Below are 19,389 nucleotides of genomic sequence, written 5' to 3'. Positions count from 1 at the left end.
GCACGGGTTGGGTATTAGAAGGATAGCGCAGCGCCAACCAACGCACCGAATTTTTACCGCGCCCTACCTCCGCCGCCGGAAGGCAGCAGCGGCCGCTTCGTCCTGTTCTTGCTGCTCGCGGCGGTCGGCTTCCCGCTGCTCCTGTTGGCGACAGCTGGCGATGAAGTTCTCCATGCCCCGCCGCCGTTGGTAGGCTTGCTGCCAGTGTTGCCGGCATTCAGCCAGCCTGGCGTCGGCCTGATCCAGTTGCTGTTGCTGCTGGGCCAGCACCTGATTCAGTTGCGCCACAAAGGCCTGCAAACCTTGCAGGCGATTTACGGCAACCACTCCCAGCTGACTTTCCCGCAGCTGGGCGCAGTAGTCCCGCTGGTAGTCTTCAAGCTCTTGGCGGCGTTGTTGCATGGTCTGGTAGGCCTCCCGGGCCTTGGCCAGTTGCTCCAACGCCTCCTGCTCGCGGCGCCGCTCCAGCGTCAGTACCACTTCCAGTCGCTGAGATCGCAACATTACCCTGCTCCGTTCCCGGCCGCCGGAACAACGCCCAGCAACCCGTCAATGCACTGGTCCATGGGTGCCCGCTCACGCAGCCCCTGTTGCAGGAACCGTCGCATGCTCTCGATATGGGCCATGGCCAGATCGGTTTCAGGGTCGCTGCCCTGCACGTATGCCCCGACGCTGATCAAGTCGCGGGCCTGCTGGTAACGGGCATACACCTGCTTGAAGCGTTGCGCCTGCGCAAAATGAGCGTCGTCGGTCACCTGCGGCATCACCCGGCTGACGGATGCCTCCACATCGATAGCCGGGTAATGGCCTTCTTCGGCCAGTCGGCGGGACAGCACAATGTGGCCGTCCAGAATGGCGCGCGCCGAGTCGGCGATTGGATCCTGCTGATCGTCCCCTTCAGTGAGCACGGTATAAAACGCGGTGATCGAGCCGCCCCCGGGACGGCCGTTGCCGGTACGCTCGACCAGCTGCGGCAATTTGGCGAATACCGACGGCGGGTAACCTTTGGTTGCCGGGGGTTCTCCCACCGCGAGCGCGATTTCCCGCTGCGCCTGGGCGAAACGGGTCAAGGAATCCATCAGCAACAACACACGCTTACCCTGGTCCCGGTAATATTCGGCGATGCGCGTGGTCAGCATCGCGGCCCGGAGGCGCATCAGCGGGGAATCGTCAGCCGGAGAGGCGACCACCACAGCGCGGGCCAATCCTTCTTCACCGAGAATGTCCTCAATGAACTCCTTGACCTCACGGCCACGCTCGCCGATCAACCCGACCACGGTGATGTCGGCATCGGTAAACCGGGTCATCATGCCCAACAGGACACTTTTCCCGACCCCACTGCCGGCAAACAGCCCGAGCCGCTGCCCCTGACCGACCGTCAGCAGGGCATTGATCGCACGGATCCCCACGTCCATGGGCTGGCGCACCGGGGCGCGATCGAGCGGATTGATGATCTCGCCGTGCAAGCTGACGTGGGCCGATGGGGACAAGGGCCCCTTACTATCCAGCGGCACCCCCACGCCATTGATGACCCGGCCGAGCATTTCCGGGCCCACCGGGACCCGGCTGGCGGCCGCCAGAGGGACCACCCGGGCACCGGGGCGCAACCCTTCGATGGCCGTCAGCGGCATGAGGTACACCCGGTCGTCGTCAAAGCCGATGACCTCCGCCTCCACGCTGTCACCGCCCTGTCCCTGAATAAGGCAGCGGTCGCCGACCACCATGGGGCAGCCCACACATTCGAGGGTCAACCCCACCATGCGGGTCAGCCGGCCGGACAATTCCGGGGTGATGTTATCGGGCAGGTAATTTTGCAAGTGCCGAAGACGGTCAGCCAGCGTTGTGGTCGTCATGCTCACCCTGAGTTTCGCCCTCTGTCAGCAGGTCGCGGTGGAAATCGGTTAACTCCCCCATGGCCGCCCCCAACGCCGGCGAATCACCGCCGACGTCGCTGGCAAGCTCCCTGTCCAGCATACTCTGTACCGCTTTCTGGAAGCGCTTTTCAACCGTGAAATCCACCAGACTCTGGCGGGTCTCGAGCGTGCAGCCGCCCGCCAGAATACCGGCGTCTTCCACAATGCTGGTGGCGGCGTCGAACCGCTCAGCCACCTCGCGCACCCACTTGGCATCCTCGGGGTTGACCCGCACAGTGACGCTGTCACTGCTGGAAGGTAAGGAGGCCAGGGCCTGGGCCACCACCTGGCCCACATGGGACGAATCCATGCGCAGTTCCCGATAGACCACCGCCCGCGCCAAGGCCGTGGTCAAATTGACCAGCGCGGCTTCCACCTCGTCCTGATGTTGGCGGACCGGGGCCAGCAATGCCCCCATCAGTGTTTCGAGTCGCGCCAGACGGGCCTCCACTTCGGCCCGGGTATCCCTGACTGCCGTGTCATGGCCTTCAGCTCTGCCGGCGGCCAGGCCGGTTTCGTACCCCTCCTGATAGCCGGCTTCCCGCCCTGCGGCAAACCCTTCGGCATGACCGGTCTGCCGCCCTTCAGCGTGTCCGTCTTCAATGGCTGCCGTACGGATTGCTTCCAGGTCGGCCGCAGTCAGGGGCTGCACGGGACGAACTTCTTCCCGGGGCACCTCGTTACCCTGCTGATCAAGCAGCGGCAACTCCCAGCGCTCGTAGGCGGTCAGCTCCCGATCAGGAGCGTCGCGGTAGTCCTTGTCGTCATCTTTCATCACATCATTTCTTCGCCTGAGCCGCCGAGACTGATCTCACCCGCCTCCGCCATCCGGCGGGCTATGGTGATTACGTCTTTCTGCGCCGCTTCAACCTCACTGACGCGCACCGGGCCCTTCGCTTCCAGGTCATCCTGGAGCAATTCCGCCGCCCGCCTGGACATATTGCGGAAGATTTTTTCCTGCACCGCTTCGTCCGACCCTTTGAGCGCGATCACCAGCACATCGGACGACACTTCGCGCAGCAGCGCTTGTATTCCGCGATCTTCAATATCCTTGAGGTTATCGAATACGAACATCAGGTCTTCGATGGTGGTCGCCAGATCGGCGTCGAGATCCTTGATGGAGTCCATCAGGCTACCCTCAATGCTGCGGTCCATGAAGTTCATGATGTCCGCTGCCCGTTTGACGCCGCCGATGCGACTGGTCTTGGCGGCATTGCCGCCGGAGAACTGTTTTTCGAGTATGTCGTTGAGTTCCTGCAAGGCCTGCGGCTGAATGGTTTCCAGTGAGGCCACCCGCATCATCACGTCCAGGCGGACCTTGTCGTTGAGTGTCGCCAGTATTTCGGCGGCCTGATCGGGGTCCAGATAGGAAATGACAATGGCTTGAATCTGCGGATGCTCGTAGCGGATGATATCGGCCACGGCACGGGGTTCCATCCATTTGAGCGTGTCCAGCCCGGTGGTGTTGCCACCGATCAGAATGCGGTCAATCAGACTGGCGGCTTTGTCGTCGCCCAGGGCCTGGGTGAACATGGCGCGGATATATTCATCGTTGCCCACCCCGAGGCCGGTCTGCCCGCCCACCGCATCCACAAACTGGTTCAGCACAAAAACCACATCGTCCTTGCTGACGTCCTTCATCTGGGCCATGGCGATGCCTACACGCTCCACTTCTTTGGGGCCCATGTGTTTGAGAATGGCCGCCGCGTCTGTTTCCCCCAAGGTCATCAGCAGGATGGCGGCTTGCTCAACCCGGGAAATCTTGCGTTTCGGCGCCGGGGGCGTTTGCCCTGCTGCGTTGTTCTGATCAGTCATCGACGTTCACCCACTGGCGCATCACCTGAGCTACCCGGGCCGGGTCCTCAGCAATCAGCCCTCTAAGCGCATTAAGCTGCCTATCATAGCCATCTGTGGCGCCGGGCAAAAGCAACTCGTTGCTTGAGCCCAAGGCGGCCTGCAACGCGTCGTCGCCGCTTTGGTCTTCAATACCGTCAAAACTGTCATTGCCCGCCAACTGGCGGTCGCGACCCAGCCGACTGCCGCCAGACAGGCTTTTCAGCGTCGGCCGCAGTAACCCCAGCACCAGCACCAGAATAACCAGCCCTGCCAGTACCTGCTTCATCAGATCCCAGAACCAGGGCTGCTCCCAGAAACCCGGAGGGTCGAACACCAGCGCTTCTTCGGGCGCAAACGCGGTGTTCATGACGGTCACGCTGTCCCCACGGACCGCCGAGTAACCAACCGCGTCGCGCACCAGCATGGTCAGACTCTGGAGTTCGTTTTCAGGCCAGGGTTTGTAGCTGACTTGCCCGGTTTGCGGATCCACCACTTTCATATCGTCGACGGCGACCGCCACCGTCAATCGTTTGATCCGTCCCTGCTGCTGGCGCACATAACTGACCGTGCGATCCATTTCATAATTGCGGGTCGATTCACTGCGCACATTGACGGGGGGAGACGCGGGTTCGCCGGTATCGTCCACAACCGTAATTTCATTGTCCGCCACTTCAGGAACGGTGGCTGCCGCCGGAGGCTGGTTGGACAATGCCCCGGGCACACCGCCCTGAAAACCACTGGTGCGCTGTTCTGTTAACTGACGCTCACTGCGAATGGCCTGGGGCTCGGGCCTGAACTGCTCTTCTGCCTGTTCCACCGATGAAAAATCCAGATCAGCGGCTACTTCGGCGCGGAAGCGGCCCCCCCCACAATGGGGCTCACAATCGATGCGACCCGCTGGGTCAGGCGTGCCTCCACCCGGGCGTGGTAATCGTACTGATCCTGCATCTGCTGGCGACCGGTGCCTTCATCCCGCCCGGTCAACAGGTTGCCGTTCTGGTCCACCACGGTCACATTGTCTTTACTCAGTTCCGGAATGCTGCCCGCCACCAGATTGACGATCGCGGCGATCTGCTCCTTCTCCGGTACCCGCCCGGCCAGCACCTCAAGAAACACCGACGCGGTAGGCGCCCGGGCATCGCGGACAAACACCGAGCGCTTGGGAATGGCAAGATGCACCCGGGCGTTGCGCACCTGCCGCATGCTGCTGATGGTGCGGGCCAGCTCCCCCTCCAGGCCGCGCCGATAGCTGATGGTTTCCATAAACTGCGACGTGCCCAGCCCCCGGTCCTGGTCGAGCAGCTCGAACCCGATGGCCCGGTCGTCGGTCACGCCCTGGGCTGCAAGCCTGAGTCGGGCGTTGTACACCTGATCGGAACGCACCAACAGCGCGCCTGATCTGGGGTCCATCCGGTAATCAATGCTGCTTTGATCCAGGATGGTGGTAACGTCCTGAGGGTTGTAACTGGAAAGATCGCCCAACACCGGCTGGTAATTGGGCTCCTGAGCCCACAGCACCACAGCGACGCCCAGCGCGACGCTGGCCGCCAGCCCGACCATCAGGCCGATTTGCCGGAGCAAGGTCAGGCGGTTGAAGCCGAAAAACAACTCACTGTGCTTCTCCAGTCCGCCGCCGGAGTCGGTCGCGGGCAGGCTGCTGGCTGTTGGTTCTGCAGGTACACTCGCCATCTCGGGACTCCGCTATTACATCGGCATGTTCATGATGTCTTCGTAAGCTTTCACCACCCGGTTGCGCACCTGGGTGAGCGCTTCAAAAGACACAGTCGCTTTTTGCGAGGCGATCATAACCCGGGTTATATCCACCGACGGATCGCCCATATCATAAGCGGTACGCAATTCGTTCGAATTCTGTTGTAACTCGTTGACCGAGCCGACCGCCTTGCTGAGCATATCGGTAAACGTGGCGGGTTCCCGGGTTTTTTGCACCCTGGCGGGGTTGTCCACCCCGCCGCGGATCGCATTCTCCTGCTCGACCCGCTGGTTTTGCATCATTTGCGAACGCAAGGAACGAATGTCTGCAAGAACACTGTTGATGTCAGCGCGCTGAACCATGATTACCTCTCTGCCTCCCGGCCGCAGCCGAAGACCGTCTTAATTGTTAACCTTACCCCCACTCAAGCAAGTTACCGGCCACTTATAAATTACCATTTAACATCAACAGCTTATGACGACAAAATCGCACACTAACTGACATCACGCCAAACATTTGACGCCTCCTGCGCGTACAAAAAACGGCACCCGAAGGTGCCGCTTGAAGACATCTGGGTGCACCGGCTCAGGCAACTGCCAGCTCGGCCTCCAGATCAATGCCGGCCTCACGCATTTGCGCCAGCTTGTAACGCAATGTACGGGGACTGATGCCCAACGCCTCGGCGGCCCTGTTACGGCGCCCTCCCTCACGTTTCAGGGTGTCAATAATGATGCGAAACTCCTGCTGCCTCAGGTCCTCGCCCAGCGACCCCGGCTCTGCCTCTGGCACCGCATCGACCGGGTCGGCAGCCACCACTTCAGCTCCCCGGGGTGGCGCCACCGCCGCGGACGGGGTAGTCGTCGTCACAGGGACACTGCCATCAACCCGGCCTGAAATGCCCAGATCGAGACATAAATCGCCGGCGTGAATCACGTTGCCCTGGTGCAACACCAGGGCCCGCTGGATGGCGTTGTCCAGTTCCCGTACGTTGCCGTACCAGGGGTGCGCCATGAGCGCTGCCTGCGCATCCGCGGCAAAGCGGATACCCGCGAGTTTCATTTTCCGGCAATGCTGCCTCAACAATGCCCGCGCCAGAGGCATTATGTCGAGCGGGCGCTCGCGCAAGGGCTGCCAGTGCATGGGGAAAACCGTCAACCGGTAATACAAATCTTCACGAAACTGTCCTTCCCGGACGTAGTCCGACAACTCCCGGTTGGTGGTGGCCAGTACCCGGACATCCAGCTTGATCGGTTTCCGGCCACCCACCCGCTCGACCTCCCGCTCCTGCAGCACGCGCAGCAATTTGGACTGCAGTCCAAGCTCCATTTCGGAGATCTCATCCAGCAGGATGGTGCCGCCATTTGCCTGCTCAAACTTGCCCGGCGACGACGCATGGGCACCGGTGAAGGCACCTCGCTCATGGCCAAACAGGATGGCTTCCAGCATATTTTCAGGGATGGCGGCGCAGTTGATGGCCACAAAAGGTTGCTTGGCGCGGGGTGATTGCTCATGAATATAACGGGCCAGCACCTCTTTACCGGTACCACTCTCACCGGAAATCATCACTGTGGAATCGGTTGCCGCTACCTTAGCCGCCAACTGAAACAGGCGCTTGCTGACCGGATCTTCGGCCACCGGCGCGTCCGCTGAGGCCGACTGGGCACCGCCGACAATGCGCCGGACGGCATCCGTGAGCACCTGCGGCTCAAAGGGCTTGACCAGATAATCCGTGGCTCCTGCTTGCATCGCAGACACGGCGTGACTGATCTGGCCGTAGGCGGTGATCAGCATCATCGGCAACCCCGGGTACAGGCGTTTCACCTCACCCAGCAAATCATGCCCGGACATGCCGGGCATGTTGACGTCGCTGACCACCATATCGACCGGACCTTCCGCGAGTCGCCGCAATGCCTGCTCGGCACTGTCCGCCTCAGAGACCCGAAATTTGGCCAGCTCCAGTGTTGTTACCAGAGCCTCCCGCAAACCATGATCATCTTCCACAATCAGTATGTTCGGCCTTGACACAATGCTTCCCCCCTATTGCTGACAGCCACTCGATACCGGCGCACCGGTCATTGCTGGCAGGCGGATAACGGCGCGCACCCCCCCTTCCGCCGGTGACGTCATCACAAATTCCCCCTGGTGCGCCTTGGCGACCGCCTGGACCACCGCGAGCCCCAGGCCGGTGCCGTGGGATTTGGTGGTGTAAAACGCCTCCATCAGCTGCTCGCGCAGGGCGCCGTCAAATCCCGGTCCGTCATCGGTCACCCGAATTTCAAGCTCCCCGCCGGCAGCCACCACCGCCAGTTCAACATGACTGGCGCCGGCCTCAAGTCCGTTATTGACCAGATTCATGCAGGCGCCAACCAACGCCTCCCGGTTGCACATCAGGCGCACTTCCGTGGTCGTCTCGGCAAAGTGGATCAGCTTCCTGGATGCGGGGGGCAGGCCCTCAAGCGCGGACTGCAAGGACTGCACCAAGGCAGCCGAGCTCAATTCTTCCGCCAACCGGGTTTCACCCCGGGCGAAAATCAGCATATCCCGGACCTGCTGTTCCAGATGGGCCAGTCGTTCCATCAACCGGGTGGCACAGCGTTGGCGCAGCTCGACATCCAGATCGTCCTGGCACAAGTGGCCTCCGTACAGGATCGCTGCAGACAAGGGGGTGCGGATCTGGTGGGCCAGTGACGCCACCATCTTCCCCATGGCCGATAACCGTTGGGCATGGGCCAGCTGAGCCTGCAGCTGCCGGGTTTCGGTGAGGTCGGTCAGCAAAATCAGCTGGCCCGGCTGGTTTTCCATGGTGCGAATCTCAATGCTGACCCGCCGACCGTCCCGCAAGGAGATCTCGTGACCGTCATCGCTTCGGGGCGCAAAACAGCGTTGAATCACGCTCAGCCAGCGCTCTCCCTCAAGCGGTTCCCCCAACAGATTAACAGCGGCGGGGTTGGTCTGGGTGATCACCCCGTGGCTGTCCAACACCACAACGGCGGCCGGCAAGGCTGACAACAGGGTCGACAGCCGGTCCGCCAGACGTTCCTTTTCCTCCAGCTCGCGCTGGCGCTGCTGGGTTTCCTCGTTCAACTCCCCGGACAGCTGATTAACACGGGACTCCAGGGTGCGGTAGGAATCGGTAATCTGGCGGGACATCTGATTGAACAGTTCCAACGCAGAGTCAACGGGCTGCTTTGCCTGGTGTTGCGGAAACAGTGCGGTGACTTTGTCGTTGGCATCGGCGGCGGCACCGGCGCCTGCGGCCAGATGCGACGACGATCCTATGGACTGCAGTTGACTCATGACATCCCCCTGATGAACACCTCGACCCCAGCAAACGGAAGCCGACACAATCACTTTGAGGGATACTATGCCACTTCTGTGCCACCACAGTTATTGCCAATTAAATCAATAAGTTACCAGAGGCGGCCAAATCGCAGCGTCATTATTTTGTCGCTCAACCCTGCTCCGCCTCGGTTTCGCGGAGCCCGTACTTGCGCACCTTTTCTACCAGCGTGGTGCGGCGTATGCGCAGTTTCTCCGCCGCCCGGGCCACCACCCCGGCAGTGTCCTCCAGCGCCTGCTGAATCAACTGCTTTTCGAGACTGGCCAGATACTCACGCAGGTCCAGGCCGTTCACGGGCAGTAACGCGGGCGAATCCATCCCGGTCAGACCCGGCGACGCGGAGGGCAGGGTAAATTCGTCCACCTCGCGACCTTCATCAATGTCGTCAACGTAACGAAATTTCTTTGGCAACTCTTGCACCCCGATCACACCATAGGGGTTCATGATCGCCAGACGCTCCACCAGATTAGCCAGTTCACGCACATTGCCCGGCCAGTCGTGCCGGCACAGGCTCATGATCACCGCCGAGTTCATGCGCAACGAACCCCGCTTTTCCTGCTCCATGCGGGACACCAGCTCGTTGATGAGCAGCGGTATGTCCTCGACCCGCTCCCGCAGGGCCGGCATCTCGATGGGGAACACATTCAGACGGTAATACAGGTCTTCGCGGAAATCACCGCTCTCAATCATGTCTTCCAGATGCTGGTGCGTCGCGGCAATGATGCGCACATTGGCGTGCAAGGTGCGGTTGCCGCCCACCCGCTCGTAGGTACGCTCCTGCAACACCCGCAGAATTTTCACCTGCATCCCCAGCGGCATATCTCCGATTTCATCCAGAAACAGGGTACCGCCCTCGGCCATTTCAAACCGTCCGGCCCGGGCGGTGATGGCGCCGGTGAACGCGCCTTTTTCATGGCCAAACAATTCACTTTCCAACAGCTCGGCCGGTATGGCACCGCAGTTTACCGGGACAAACGGCTTGTCACGGCGACTGCTATGGTAATGCAAATTGCGGGCAACCACTTCTTTGCCGGTACCGGATTCACCGGTGATCAACACACTGACGTCTTTGTCGGCGACCTGTTCAATCAACCGTCTGACCGCCTGAATACCCCGACTGGTGCCCACGAGGCTGCGGAACAGTTTCACGCTGCGCTGTTGCCCCTGTGGCCGGGAGTGCCTGTGCTGGTCGCTGAAAACGTGGGCGCGATACAAAGAGTCGATAACTTTGGTGTAGTTCAGCGGCCAGGCGAGGCGGGCGATAATGCGTTTGCTCTCCTGCTCCGACAGCCGGGGCAAATCCGGGTCGCCGATCAACAGGATGGGGACACTCTCGCCGAGCGCGCAGACCGCCTGCACGGCCCGGGTGGCACCGGTGTCTTCACCATTAATGACCGCAACCGATACCGCCATTGCCTGCTGGGGATCAGCGGTTTCAAGCAGCTGCCAGGCCTGTTCGCCAGAACAAAGCTGCGCCTCACCGACAAAACCAAAAATCGTCTCAAGATCATGCCGACGAGCTTCGTCCTCACTTAAAATCAAAGCGATGTTGTTGCTGGACATTCCGTGAAATCTCTCTTTCTGGACCTTGCCGGTTTGGGTGCCGCAATGGGCACGTTGATCAGAAGCGGCGTGAAGTTGAAGATTACAGGGCTGTCATTTAAGACTGTTCGCACAACCGAGTCAATTTAATGGCGCGGAATCTAAGGTTATTTCAGCTGATTCATGGCGATCTTGTGGTACGCGGATACCGCTTGTCGGTTTTGCCGCATCTCATCCAGTGCGGTTTTAGCCGCTGCGCGGGCGGCCTGCGCGCCCTGTAGCCCCAGATCACACACCCGGCGCAGTTCCTCCAGTCGCTGCCGCACCACGTCAGCACTGTATGCCCCGGTGGCAACAGCGTTCATAACCCGGGCCACATTCGGCTGCACCGCTTCATGGAGTTCACTCAGACGGTCCCAGTTTTCGGTGGCTGCGGCGTGACGCAGGTCATCGATCAACTGATCAAGCTGTTCCAGGTTTTCGGCCATGCTGTTCTCCTGTGTAACAAGTAGGGGGACGTGCCGCTCCGATCATACCGCAAACGGTTCAGCCCGGCGGCATGCTGCGCATGCCGCCCGGGGCATTGCATGATGCTGCCTGAACGTCGATTAGAGGCGCCCCAGCCATGACGCCTCCCGGGCGCTGGTTCTGACCGCCACCCACAGATCTCCACCCTGCCGCCCGTGGTTGCGGTGCGGTTATCTCACAAAGCAGGCAACGGGACTGGTTAGCTGGTATGATGGAGGGCTTGTAGATTCAAAACTAAAGGTTAACGGCATGTCACCATCTTTTTTCGAAATAATACAACTGAGTGACGGGGACTACGCACTGCGTCGTGTTGATGATGACAGCGCCCCTCTGGTACGGATCGCCTTCTCTGAGGAAGCCCGGGAGATTATGGACGGCCGGGATCTGGCCGTCGCCAAGGCCATGATTGCCGCCGGCATCGAGGCGGTGGGCAATATTGCGCACGACATTGACTGGGAAGACGAAGACCTCGAAACATTTGAAGCGCGCCCTGCCTATACCCTGCACTGAGCCGGGCGTTGCCGCAAAACGACTCCGTGACTGTTACCGCTGGCGGACGCTTGCTGTAAGGTGACCAGCGCACTGCGGCTCAGCTTGCCGGTCCACATGACCACGGCGTGACAGGTGCCGGCGCGGAGTGCGCGCTCGGCGAGCTGCTGGGCGGAATAGCCTGCGGTCGAGCGCAACACCAGCAACTGGTTGGCAACGATTCCGTGCATGGTCTGCCACCTGGCCACCAGACGCTGTGGTGGATCAATCCATGCCAGCCAGCGATGCTCCCGGTTCAACTGCGTCAGCATGGGCAACAATAACTGGAAATTCTCCACCTGCCCCTCGGGCACGATGATTTCCGTTACATTGCCTTCCACGGCCGGTGCCGCGTCCGGTTGCGCCTGCGGCACCGTCAGAGCTCCCGTGCGCCGGCCCCGCCCTCCAGCCCGCGCCAGGGCAGCGACGCTGAACAGCTGGTCATGGTTGAAACTCGGACCCTGATTGAAACTTAGTTGCTCCATGATGCTCCGTACCCCCGAACCTGGTTCTCTGTCTGCGTCAGCTGCGCTCAATGCATGTCGGAACGGCGAATGACGCCCACCCCGAGCCCTTCGATAAATAGTTCGCTCTCGCGCAGGTCGATCTCAATGGGTGCAAAATCCTCATTTTCCGCCAGCAGAAACACCTTGCTACCGTCCCGCCGGAAGCGCTTCACGGTCACTTCATCGCCCACCCGGGCGACCACTATCTGGCCGTTGTGCACATCCTGGGTACGGTGCACCGCCAGCAAATCACCCTCCAGAATGCCAATATCTTTCATGCTCATGCCGCGCACCCGCAGCAGGTAATCAGCGGCCGGCGCAAAAAAATCAGGCGCCAGCGCACAGTAGTCTTCAATGTGCTCCTGGGCCAGGATCGGGCTACCGGCGGCAACCAGACCGACCACCGGCAAACCGGTATCGTCCGCAGTTTCTGGTAAACGGATGCCCCGACTGGTGCCCGGGACCATTTCAATGGCGCCTTTGCGAGCCAGCGCACGCAAATGTTCCTCCGCCGAGTTGGCTGAGCGGAACCCCAGCTCAGAGGCGATCTCGGCCCGCGTGGGGGGGTAACCGGTTTCATCAAGGTGGCGCTTGATGATGTCCAGCACCTGGCTTTGACGTACAGTCAGCTTCATGATCAGCCCCTGTTCTTTTATACAGTAACTGGAATATATACAGTGTTTTGACCTGTGTAAAGGCTTACCGGGGCATTCCCGCTCCTCCGGCGAGGCAGGGGTGCGCGAAATCCGGTCTGCAGGGTCAGAAGTCCCGGGTGTAGAAAATATCCAGTGACGCGGCCAGGCCGCTGGCCGCCTCCAGGTAAAAATAGCGCCCCAGGTCATAACGCAAAGCCACCGTAGTGGTCGGGCTGAATATGCCGACCCCGTAACGCAGACTCAGATCCTCGGTGATATAACCACTGGCCACCACCGAAGCGTCTTCACCCGCCCCTTCGGCTTCGAGCGTCAGCTCGCGAATACCCAGCTCCTCGCCCAGCCCCTGAGTCACCTTGCTGGCCTGGGTAAGCCCCAGTGACAATGCCGCCTGGCGCATATCCCCTTGTTCGCCACTGTCCTGCAGCGGCCGGCCGAGTATGACGTAAGACAGGGCTTGATCCTGGGGCATGTCCGGCTCCGAAAATACTTCGGTTTCCGGACTGGCTGCAGGGCCGCTCAACCGGATCCCGGCCACCACATCGTCGACCCGGCGAATCGCCTCGATGTCCAGATAGGGCTCGGAGATGGGGCCCACAAAAACCAGTCGCGCACGCCGCAGAGTCAGCTCCTGGCCGTAGGCTTCGTACTTGCCGTCCACCAGCTGGAGAGCCCCCCGGGTATCCATGGCGTTACCTATACGGATGCTGCCCTCCAGATTTCCCTCGACACCAAAACCGCGAAAACTGACCCGGTCCTCCCCGACCACTACGGTCACGTCCATATTCAGCGCCCGCAACGCCGGCGCTTCTTTTTCCACACCCACGATTTCTTCATCGGCAGACACGGATACCGCCTGGTCTGGCAGCCGGCGCACTTCAATCGAGCCACGGGGAACCGCGACCCTGCCACTCACGGTGAGATCGCCACCACGGAAGGCGATGGTCAGGTCCGGGCTAAGCTGCACCTGGGCGTAAGGCTCGTAATGCAGCGGAATCCGGTCACCACGGATCGCCAGCTCCAGCGACGGCTCACCGGCCCAGTCAATATGCCCGCCCAGCTGACCCTGGCCCTGCTCAGCACTGCGCCAGCGGCCGTTGAAATCCCCCTCGGTGCCGGTCAGCGTTAACCCCAACTCAATGGCTTCCAGAGGCACGGGGATGCGTTCATCGATCAGTCGGCCGCCGCTGAGGGTGACGTCCCCATAGATTTCCGGCGCCAGCAACGGCCCGCGGATCCGGCCTGCACCGCTCAACTCCCCGGCTACCTCGTCCAGATCGGCGAGGGCAACCAGCAACGCCAGATCCAGACCGGTGAGGCTGAAGTCACCTGTTACCGGGCGCTCTGCCGCATGGGGGTCAACCTGTATGTTGATCGCCAGCTGGCCCAGATCCGGCCCTTCCAGATTGAATGCCAGCTCGGCGACATCCGGTTTCAGATTGACACTCAGTCCAAGCCTGCTGTAATCGAGAGCGACCCAGTCATCGTCGACACTCACGTCAATACTGCCAGGGGACACGTTGAGTTCGATGCGACCATCGGGCTGCCCCTGATTCATTTGCACCCGCAGTTCCGCGTCAATTTCTGCCTGCCAGCGCACACCCTCCGGAAGCAACGGAGCCAGTGCCAGCGTGGGGAAGCGTTCCAGCCGGTAATGGATATCCGGCTCCGGCAACAAAGTCTGGTCCTGCGCGCACACGGCACTGCCTTGCCAGCGCCAGCAGTGAGCCCCCACACTCAGATGATTATCGTCCGTTCTGTAACGAATATCGGCAGGCCCGGCAAGTCGCCACAACTGTTGCTGCTCGATCAGGTCCAGCCTTCCTTCACTCAACTGCCCGTCCCACCCCCGGTGCCACCGGCCATTGAAACGCAGGTAGGATTTCAACTGGTCGAGTACGCCGGCCACCGTCAGCTGATGGTCATCCGGGGTGCCCGTTAACCGCACCTCAAGCTCATCAATGACCTGCCCGGCTGCTTCAATACGGGCCGCGGCCAGATCACTGTCAAGAGTCAGCTGGTCACGGAGACGGGCAGTCAGGGTGAGGGTGTCAACCTTGAGGCTGTCCTGCCAGGCGAAATCACTGCCCTGCAATTCGAGCTGACCATTGGGTTCGTCAAGGGTTCCCGACGCCGACGCCCGCCCTTTGATCTGGCCCTGCAGTTGCGGCACAAACGCACTCAGGTCGGGGAACGCCACAGTCACTTCGGCCGTCAACCCTTGCCCCAGCTGGCCATTCCCGGTCAGGGTATTCTGTCCCACCTGCAGGTCCAGACCGGTCAACGCCCAATCGCCCTGCTGCGCGTTCAAGCGGCCCGCAACCCGAGTCTCCTGATCCCGCCAGCTGCCCGTCAGGCGCCAGTTCGCCGCCAGTTCGGGGGCTCCGTTGGGTGGCAGCGCACCCCGGGTGGTCACTTCGCCGTCCAGACTGGCCTGCAAAGGGGGTACCCAGTAACCCGGATTGAATCCGGCCAGCTGCAGACGGGCCTGCCAGGTCAAGGGTCCGTCGAAACCCAGCGTGCCCTCACCCTGCAGACTGCCCGCCCCGGTTTGCGCGTTGAATTCGGTGATTTTCACCCCGGCGAGGTCACCGGTGAGTGTGGCAGACGCCCGGGCATCGCCCATGGGCCCGCTGGAGGTTAGTGTCAGGGAGCCCTGGTAGCGACCGTCGTCGTATCGGACACGGCCGCTCAGATGCTCGAGTGCGACCGGTGGCGGCTCCACCCCGGGCAGCAGGCTGTACCATGGGAAACGGTCGAGCTGAAGATCGGCGCTCGCCTGCAACCCCTCGCTCCAACCCGCCTCTCCGGTGATTTTCACCGTCCCTTGAGGGGTGTCCCCACTCACCGCAGTGTGTTCCTGCGGCCCGGTCAATTCAATCTCCAGATCGCGGGCGCCGGTGGCCGTCACCACACCACCGACCGACGCCGCAATGTCGCCTTCGGTCCCGGGCAGCCGCGCCCCCGTTGTCACCCGGACACCGTTGGTCAGGTCGCCTTCCAGGGTGGCACGCCAGTCCTTCAGGGTCAGCGTGGCGGGAAGTGCACTGTGGGTCCGAAATCGGTCTGCCTCGAGTTCCAGGCGCAAGGGCAGGTCCGGCTGCAGCGGTGCGACCCGCCCCTCAAAATCCGCATCCAGGTAACCGGAACTGGATCCCAGCAAGCGCAGATCGGCCACACTGCCCCGCGCATCAATCTCTATGCGCCACTGGTCGCCCTCCGGCGGTGGCAAACTTGCGCCCAGATCCACAGCAACCGGCCAGTCTCCCCGGGTCGACACCCGTCCGGAGGCGTCCACCACCATGTCGTCACGCTGATAGCGCAGTGTGGTCAGCTCCCAGTCGGCCCCCGACCCCCGGGCGCTCGCGTCGAGACGATCCCAGACAGGCGTGCCGTTGAGCGTAAAAGGGCCGAGACGGACATCCTCGACCACCACCCCCAAGGGCGACCGCAGGGTGGGTAAGGTTAGGGTCTGGCGGTCTGCCTGGGCAGTCGGTTCCCGCGGCTGTATTCTGAGATCGAGGTGGTCGGCATGGATCACATCCACACACAGCCGCTTCTCAAACAGGCACCCCGGCGACCATTCGACCACCGGGGAATCCACGTCCAGCCCCACGCCATACCCCTGCCAGTGGAGACTGTCGGCCTGCCACCGGCCCAACAGGGAACCCTGCCCGCGCGCTACGTGCAATCCGGGAATCTGATCGATCACCCATTGGGTGCCGGTTTCGGAGCGCAGCGCCAGCAACACGCCCGCGACCAGCAACATCGGAACAATGACCGCCACCAGCGAGACCACAAGCAGCCAACGCTGATACCGTTTCATTTTGTTCCAGAATGCTTTCATGGTTATGCCAGCCTGGTCATAGCTCGGGGCCCATGGAAAAGTGCAGCCGCCAACCGCCCCCGAAATCGGGGTTAAGGCCTTTCGCGATATCGAGCCGCAAGGGTCCTACCGGACTGATCCAGCGCACCCCGACACCCGCGCCGGAGGCCAACGGGTCGTTCAGGTTATTGATCGCATTGCCCGCGTCGTAAAATGCAGCAACGCGCCAACGATTGGCGAACGCATACTGATACTCCGCACTGCCCACCAACAGATACCGCCCACCCTCAGTATTCCCCGCGTCGTCCTGCGGAGAGAGGGTTTCATAACCGTAGCCCCGCACACTCTGATCACCACCGGCGAAGAAACGCAACGAGGGCGGAACATCGTCAAAACTGCTGGTTGCTACCCCACCCGCTTCCAGCCTGACCAGCAAGCGGTGTTTGTCGGCCAGGGTCATCAGCCCTTTGGCCATGATTTGCAGGTGCAGCAGGTCAACGTCTGACAACACACCACGGTGTGCACCGGCCACGCCAAGCTGCAGGCGGTACCCCTTGGAAGGATCGAGGGCCGAATCCGCCTGCAGCTTGGTATAGTCCGCCCCCGGCAACAACAGCTGACTGGACTGTTTCACTTCACGGCCGATCCGGTAGCGCTCGCCCTCCCAACGCAACGACAAGATCTGCATCCACCCCGACTCGAGCCCATGCTGCCATTGCTGCCCGAAGGTCAGGCGCTCAGAGGTCACATCTTCAATATCTTCACTCTGGTAACCCGTGGTAAAGCGGATGGCATCCGTCATCGGCGGGTCCAATGGCAACTCGTACCAGGCGCTGATGTTTTGCCGGGGCGCAGAAAGCTCGGTGTCCGCACCGCGGCGGTGCCCGCTCGGGTTCACCCAGTGTTCGGTCCAGGTACCGCGAAAACGGGGGCCGACATCGGTCGAGAAGCCCACACCGGCGGCCACCGACCGCGGCGCCCGGGGCCGTAACCGTACGTTTACCGGTATCACGCGATCCTCTGCGTCCGAAGGCACGGCATCGACCAGCACCTGGGCAAAGTAACCACTGTTGAGCAGGTCCCGGTTGAGGCCCGCCACCTTGTCGGCGTGGTAAGGCTCGCCGGGCTCGATGGTCACGAATTGCCGCAACAGCATCTCATCAAAGCCGTGGCCGTCTTCGAACGTTACCGCACCAAGCTGGTAGCGCTCACCGCTCTCATAGACCAGCACAATATCGGCAACCCCGGCTTCCGGGTCGACAATCAGTTTGTGAGTGGTGAATTCGGCATCGAAATACCCCAGCCGTGACCCGCGGTTTTGCAGGGTCTGCCGCAACGCGTCGTAACGACCGTGATGCAGCACATCGCCCACCTCGGGCCGGCGAGGCAGGGTCGCCGAAAACTGGGGGTCCGACCGGGCGGGGCCGGAAATGTCCACGGTGCGACTGCGAATGCGCACCGGTTCGCCGGGCACTGCGGTCAGCCGCAGTTGTGGTTCCGCGCCGTTCGTCAGCTCCCAGCGCACCTCCGGGTGGTAATAACCCAGTGCCTGAAAGGCCTGCTTAACCTGCGCGACGGCGGTGGGTGCATAACGCCGCAAACTCGATTTGCTGCGTCCGCTGACTTCGCCCAAGAATACCCGCGCATTATCTTGCAGTTCAGGATAATCCCCCTCCACGGTGACACTAACCTGCTGCGCCACCAAAGGAAGCGGCAAGAACAGCAGCAACAGTAGGCGTCGCAGTATCAGCATGCGCAATGTCCGTATCGCCGGGCGCTCAGGGTGGACTGGCAGCAGATCCAGGGTGACCGCCACTCGCAGGTAACATGGACCCTTGAGTGTACCGGCACACAGGCCACCCATGCCAGCTTCACGCTGCGCTCGTCCCTTGTCTGTGCTCTGCGACCGGCCATGCTATTCAATGTGCATTACTCTACCGCTAACCTTATGATCAAGACAGACAATCATCCACATGCCTGCGGACACCCTGCCACATGGTAACAATCAACAGAGCAAACCTCCGGGCCAGTCACCAGCTTCCCTGGTTCCTTCTCGACTTGCTGATGCTCGGGCTACTGCTGCTCAATCTGGCGCTGCTGGTTTTTGATTCCGTATACAGTTTTATAGCCGTTCAGAACCTGCTGGCACAACACGCCCCGGTGATTACTCAGTATTACCAGCCCGTTCACGAAAACTTTATTTTTTACGACTTGCTGTTCGTCACCGTGTTTCTTGCCGAGTTTCTGCTGCGCTGGGGTTACGCCGTCAAATCCAACAGTTACGCCCGCTGGTACTTTTACCCCTTCATCCACTGGTACGACCTGGTGGGTTGCATTCCCGTCGGAAGCCTGCGTTTTTTGAGGATATTGCGCGTTATTTCAATCCTGTATCGACTGCACAAATACAACATCATCGACGTTACCCGCAACCGGCTGTTCCAATTTGCCAATTTTTACTACGAAGCCTTCATGGAAGAGCTGTCCGACAAAATTGCCCTTAAGATTCTCTCCGGCATCCAGCTAGAAATCAGTCGCGGTGCGCCATTGCTGGACCGCGTCAAAAACGACATCCTGTACCCGCGCCGGGACCTGCTGACGGGATGGCTGTCAAACCGGATCGCCGAGACCGCGCAACAAGGCTACGTGCCCAACCGGGGTGCGCTGACGCGGTATATTGAAAGTCGCGTCGACATTGCCCTGCAGGACAACCTTGAGATCTCCCGGCTGCGTTACGTGCCGGTGGTCGGAGGCACCATCAAGGACACGCTGGAAGACGCCATCGGTGACATAGTGGCCAGAGTCATCCACCAGATCCTCGACGACCTTGCCACCTCCTCCAATCACGGTTTTATTGAAGACATAGTGCAGGTGCTGCTTCCGGAGCCGGGCAATCCGGACGACCAGCACGCCACCAATGAGGCCCTGATCGCCCTGATCAACGAGATTATCGAGGCCGTGAAGGCCCAGATCCGAATCAAGCACTGGCGTGCGGAACTCTGACGCCCG

At 61.2% G+C, this 19,389-nt stretch carries 15 protein-coding genes and 1 pseudogene; 2 read left to right on the top strand and 14 right to left on the bottom strand.

The window, feature by feature from the left end:
• Positions 1-63 precede the first annotated feature (63 nt).
• From fliJ to BG841_RS11725, 10 genes and pseudogenes are all read right to left on the bottom strand, one after another.
• Positions 64-504, bottom strand: a complete 441-nt coding sequence (gene fliJ, locus BG841_RS11770) for a flagellar export protein FliJ (protein ID WP_070057837.1) — start codon at positions 502-504, stop codon at positions 64-66.
• Entirely contained in the window at positions 504-1,853 is a 1,350-nt protein-coding gene (gene fliI / locus BG841_RS11765; RefSeq protein ID WP_070057836.1) for a flagellar protein export ATPase FliI, read from the bottom strand. Before fliI ends, fliJ begins: the two co-directional genes overlap by 1 nt.
• The gene (locus tag BG841_RS11760) at positions 1,831-2,688 is read right to left on the bottom strand and encodes a flagellar assembly protein FliH (RefSeq protein WP_070057835.1); all 858 of its coding nucleotides are present in this window, start codon (positions 2,686-2,688) and stop codon (positions 1,831-1,833) included. Before BG841_RS11760 ends, fliI begins: the two co-directional genes overlap by 23 nt.
• Positions 2,688-3,728, bottom strand: a complete 1,041-nt coding sequence (fliG, locus tag BG841_RS11755) for a flagellar motor switch protein FliG (RefSeq protein ID WP_070057834.1) — start codon at positions 3,726-3,728, stop codon at positions 2,688-2,690. The genes BG841_RS11760 and fliG overlap by 1 nt, the downstream gene beginning before the upstream one ends.
• A pseudogene (fliF, locus tag BG841_RS17630) lies at positions 3,721-5,438 on the bottom strand (flagellar basal-body MS-ring/collar protein FliF). Before fliF ends, fliG begins: the two are co-directional and overlap by 8 nt.
• A gap of 15 nt (positions 5,439-5,453) precedes the next feature.
• Positions 5,454-5,822, bottom strand: a complete 369-nt coding sequence (gene fliE, locus BG841_RS11745; RefSeq protein ID WP_070057833.1) for a flagellar hook-basal body complex protein FliE — start codon at positions 5,820-5,822, stop codon at positions 5,454-5,456.
• A gap of 223 nt (positions 5,823-6,045) precedes the next feature.
• On the bottom strand, positions 6,046-7,485 hold the full coding sequence (locus BG841_RS11740) for a sigma-54-dependent transcriptional regulator (protein WP_070057832.1): 1,440 nt from the start codon (positions 7,483-7,485) through the stop codon (positions 6,046-6,048).
• Positions 7,486-7,497: 12 nt separating this feature from the next.
• On the bottom strand, positions 7,498-8,757 hold the full coding sequence (locus BG841_RS11735) for a sensor histidine kinase (RefSeq protein ID WP_070057831.1): 1,260 nt from the start codon (positions 8,755-8,757) through the stop codon (positions 7,498-7,500).
• Between the two features lie 154 nt (positions 8,758-8,911).
• Positions 8,912-10,363: a sigma-54 dependent transcriptional regulator gene (locus BG841_RS11730; RefSeq protein ID WP_070057830.1), complete on the bottom strand. Its 1,452-nt coding sequence runs from the start codon at positions 10,361-10,363 to the stop codon at positions 8,912-8,914.
• Between the two features lie 146 nt (positions 10,364-10,509).
• Entirely contained in the window at positions 10,510-10,830 is a 321-nt protein-coding gene (locus tag BG841_RS11725) for a hypothetical protein (RefSeq protein ID WP_070057829.1), read from the bottom strand.
• Between the two features lie 289 nt (positions 10,831-11,119).
• On the opposite strand from BG841_RS11725, the gene BG841_RS11720 reads away from it, so the two are divergent.
• A complete protein-coding gene (locus BG841_RS11720) occupies positions 11,120-11,380 on the top strand; it encodes a hypothetical protein (RefSeq protein WP_070057828.1) in 261 nt (86 codons plus the stop codon).
• Here BG841_RS11720 and BG841_RS11715 read toward each other — a convergent pair.
• The 4 genes from BG841_RS11715 to BG841_RS11700 all read right to left on the bottom strand — a co-directional run bounded on the left by BG841_RS11715 (position 11,365) and on the right by BG841_RS11700 (position 18,136).
• Entirely contained in the window at positions 11,365-11,883 is a 519-nt protein-coding gene (locus BG841_RS11715) for a cell division inhibitor SulA (RefSeq protein ID WP_070057827.1), read from the bottom strand. The two genes, BG841_RS11720 and BG841_RS11715, sit on opposite strands and share 16 nt — an antisense overlap.
• A gap of 47 nt (positions 11,884-11,930) precedes the next feature.
• Complete coding sequence (gene lexA / locus BG841_RS11710; protein WP_198929228.1) at positions 11,931-12,542, bottom strand: transcriptional repressor LexA; 612 nt, start codon at positions 12,540-12,542, stop codon at positions 11,931-11,933.
• 121 nt (positions 12,543-12,663) lie between these two features.
• Positions 12,664-16,404, bottom strand: coding sequence for a translocation/assembly module TamB domain-containing protein (locus BG841_RS11705; protein ID WP_070057825.1), 3,741 nt, complete (start codon positions 16,402-16,404; stop codon positions 12,664-12,666).
• Positions 16,405-16,420: 16 nt separating this feature from the next.
• Positions 16,421-18,136 (bottom strand): autotransporter assembly complex protein TamA, encoded by a 1,716-nt coding sequence (locus BG841_RS11700; protein WP_198929184.1) that lies wholly within the window; start codon positions 18,134-18,136, stop codon positions 16,421-16,423.
• A gap of 242 nt (positions 18,137-18,378) precedes the next feature.
• On the opposite strand from BG841_RS11700, the gene BG841_RS11695 reads away from it, so the two are divergent.
• On the top strand, positions 18,379-19,383 hold the full coding sequence (locus BG841_RS11695) for a hypothetical protein (protein ID WP_070057824.1): 1,005 nt from the start codon (positions 18,379-18,381) through the stop codon (positions 19,381-19,383).
• Positions 19,384-19,389: the final 6 nt, after the last annotated feature.

This window comes from Marinobacter sp. X15-166B, from assembly GCF_001752365.1.
Classification (GTDB): Bacteria; Pseudomonadota; Gammaproteobacteria; order Pseudomonadales; family Oleiphilaceae; genus Marinobacter.
Note: the sequence above shows the minus strand (reverse complement) of the source record. Positions and strands in the feature narration are given on the sequence as shown.

Coding starts and splice junctions, on each gene's coding strand:
- BG841_RS11760 (WP_070057835.1), bottom strand. CDS start 2,688: ATGAAAGATGACGACAAGGACTACCGCGACGCTCCTGATCGGGAGCTG.
- BG841_RS11735 (WP_070057831.1), bottom strand. CDS start 8,757: ATGAGTCAACTGCAGTCCATAGGATCGTCGTCGCATCTGGCCGCAGGC.
- BG841_RS11725 (WP_070057829.1), bottom strand. CDS start 10,830: ATGGCCGAAAACCTGGAACAGCTTGATCAGTTGATCGATGACCTGCGT.
- fliJ (WP_070057837.1), bottom strand. CDS start 504: ATGTTGCGATCTCAGCGACTGGAAGTGGTACTGACGCTGGAGCGGCGC.
- BG841_RS11720 (WP_070057828.1), top strand. CDS start 11,120: ATGTCACCATCTTTTTTCGAAATAATACAACTGAGTGACGGGGACTAC.
- fliI (WP_070057836.1), bottom strand. CDS start 1,853: ATGACGACCACAACGCTGGCTGACCGTCTTCGGCACTTGCAAAATTAC.
- fliG (WP_070057834.1), bottom strand. CDS start 3,728: ATGACTGATCAGAACAACGCAGCAGGGCAAACGCCCCCGGCGCCGAAA.
- BG841_RS11705 (WP_070057825.1), bottom strand. CDS start 16,404: ATGAAAGCATTCTGGAACAAAATGAAACGGTATCAGCGTTGGCTGCTT.
- BG841_RS11715 (WP_070057827.1), bottom strand. CDS start 11,883: ATGGAGCAACTAAGTTTCAATCAGGGTCCGAGTTTCAACCATGACCAG.
- BG841_RS11700 (WP_198929184.1), bottom strand. CDS start 18,136: ATGCTGATACTGCGACGCCTACTGTTGCTGCTGTTCTTGCCGCTTCCT.
- BG841_RS11730 (WP_070057830.1), bottom strand. CDS start 10,363: ATGTCCAGCAACAACATCGCTTTGATTTTAAGTGAGGACGAAGCTCGT.
- fliE (WP_070057833.1), bottom strand. CDS start 5,822: ATGGTTCAGCGCGCTGACATCAACAGTGTTCTTGCAGACATTCGTTCC.
- BG841_RS11695 (WP_070057824.1), top strand. CDS start 18,379: ATGGTAACAATCAACAGAGCAAACCTCCGGGCCAGTCACCAGCTTCCC.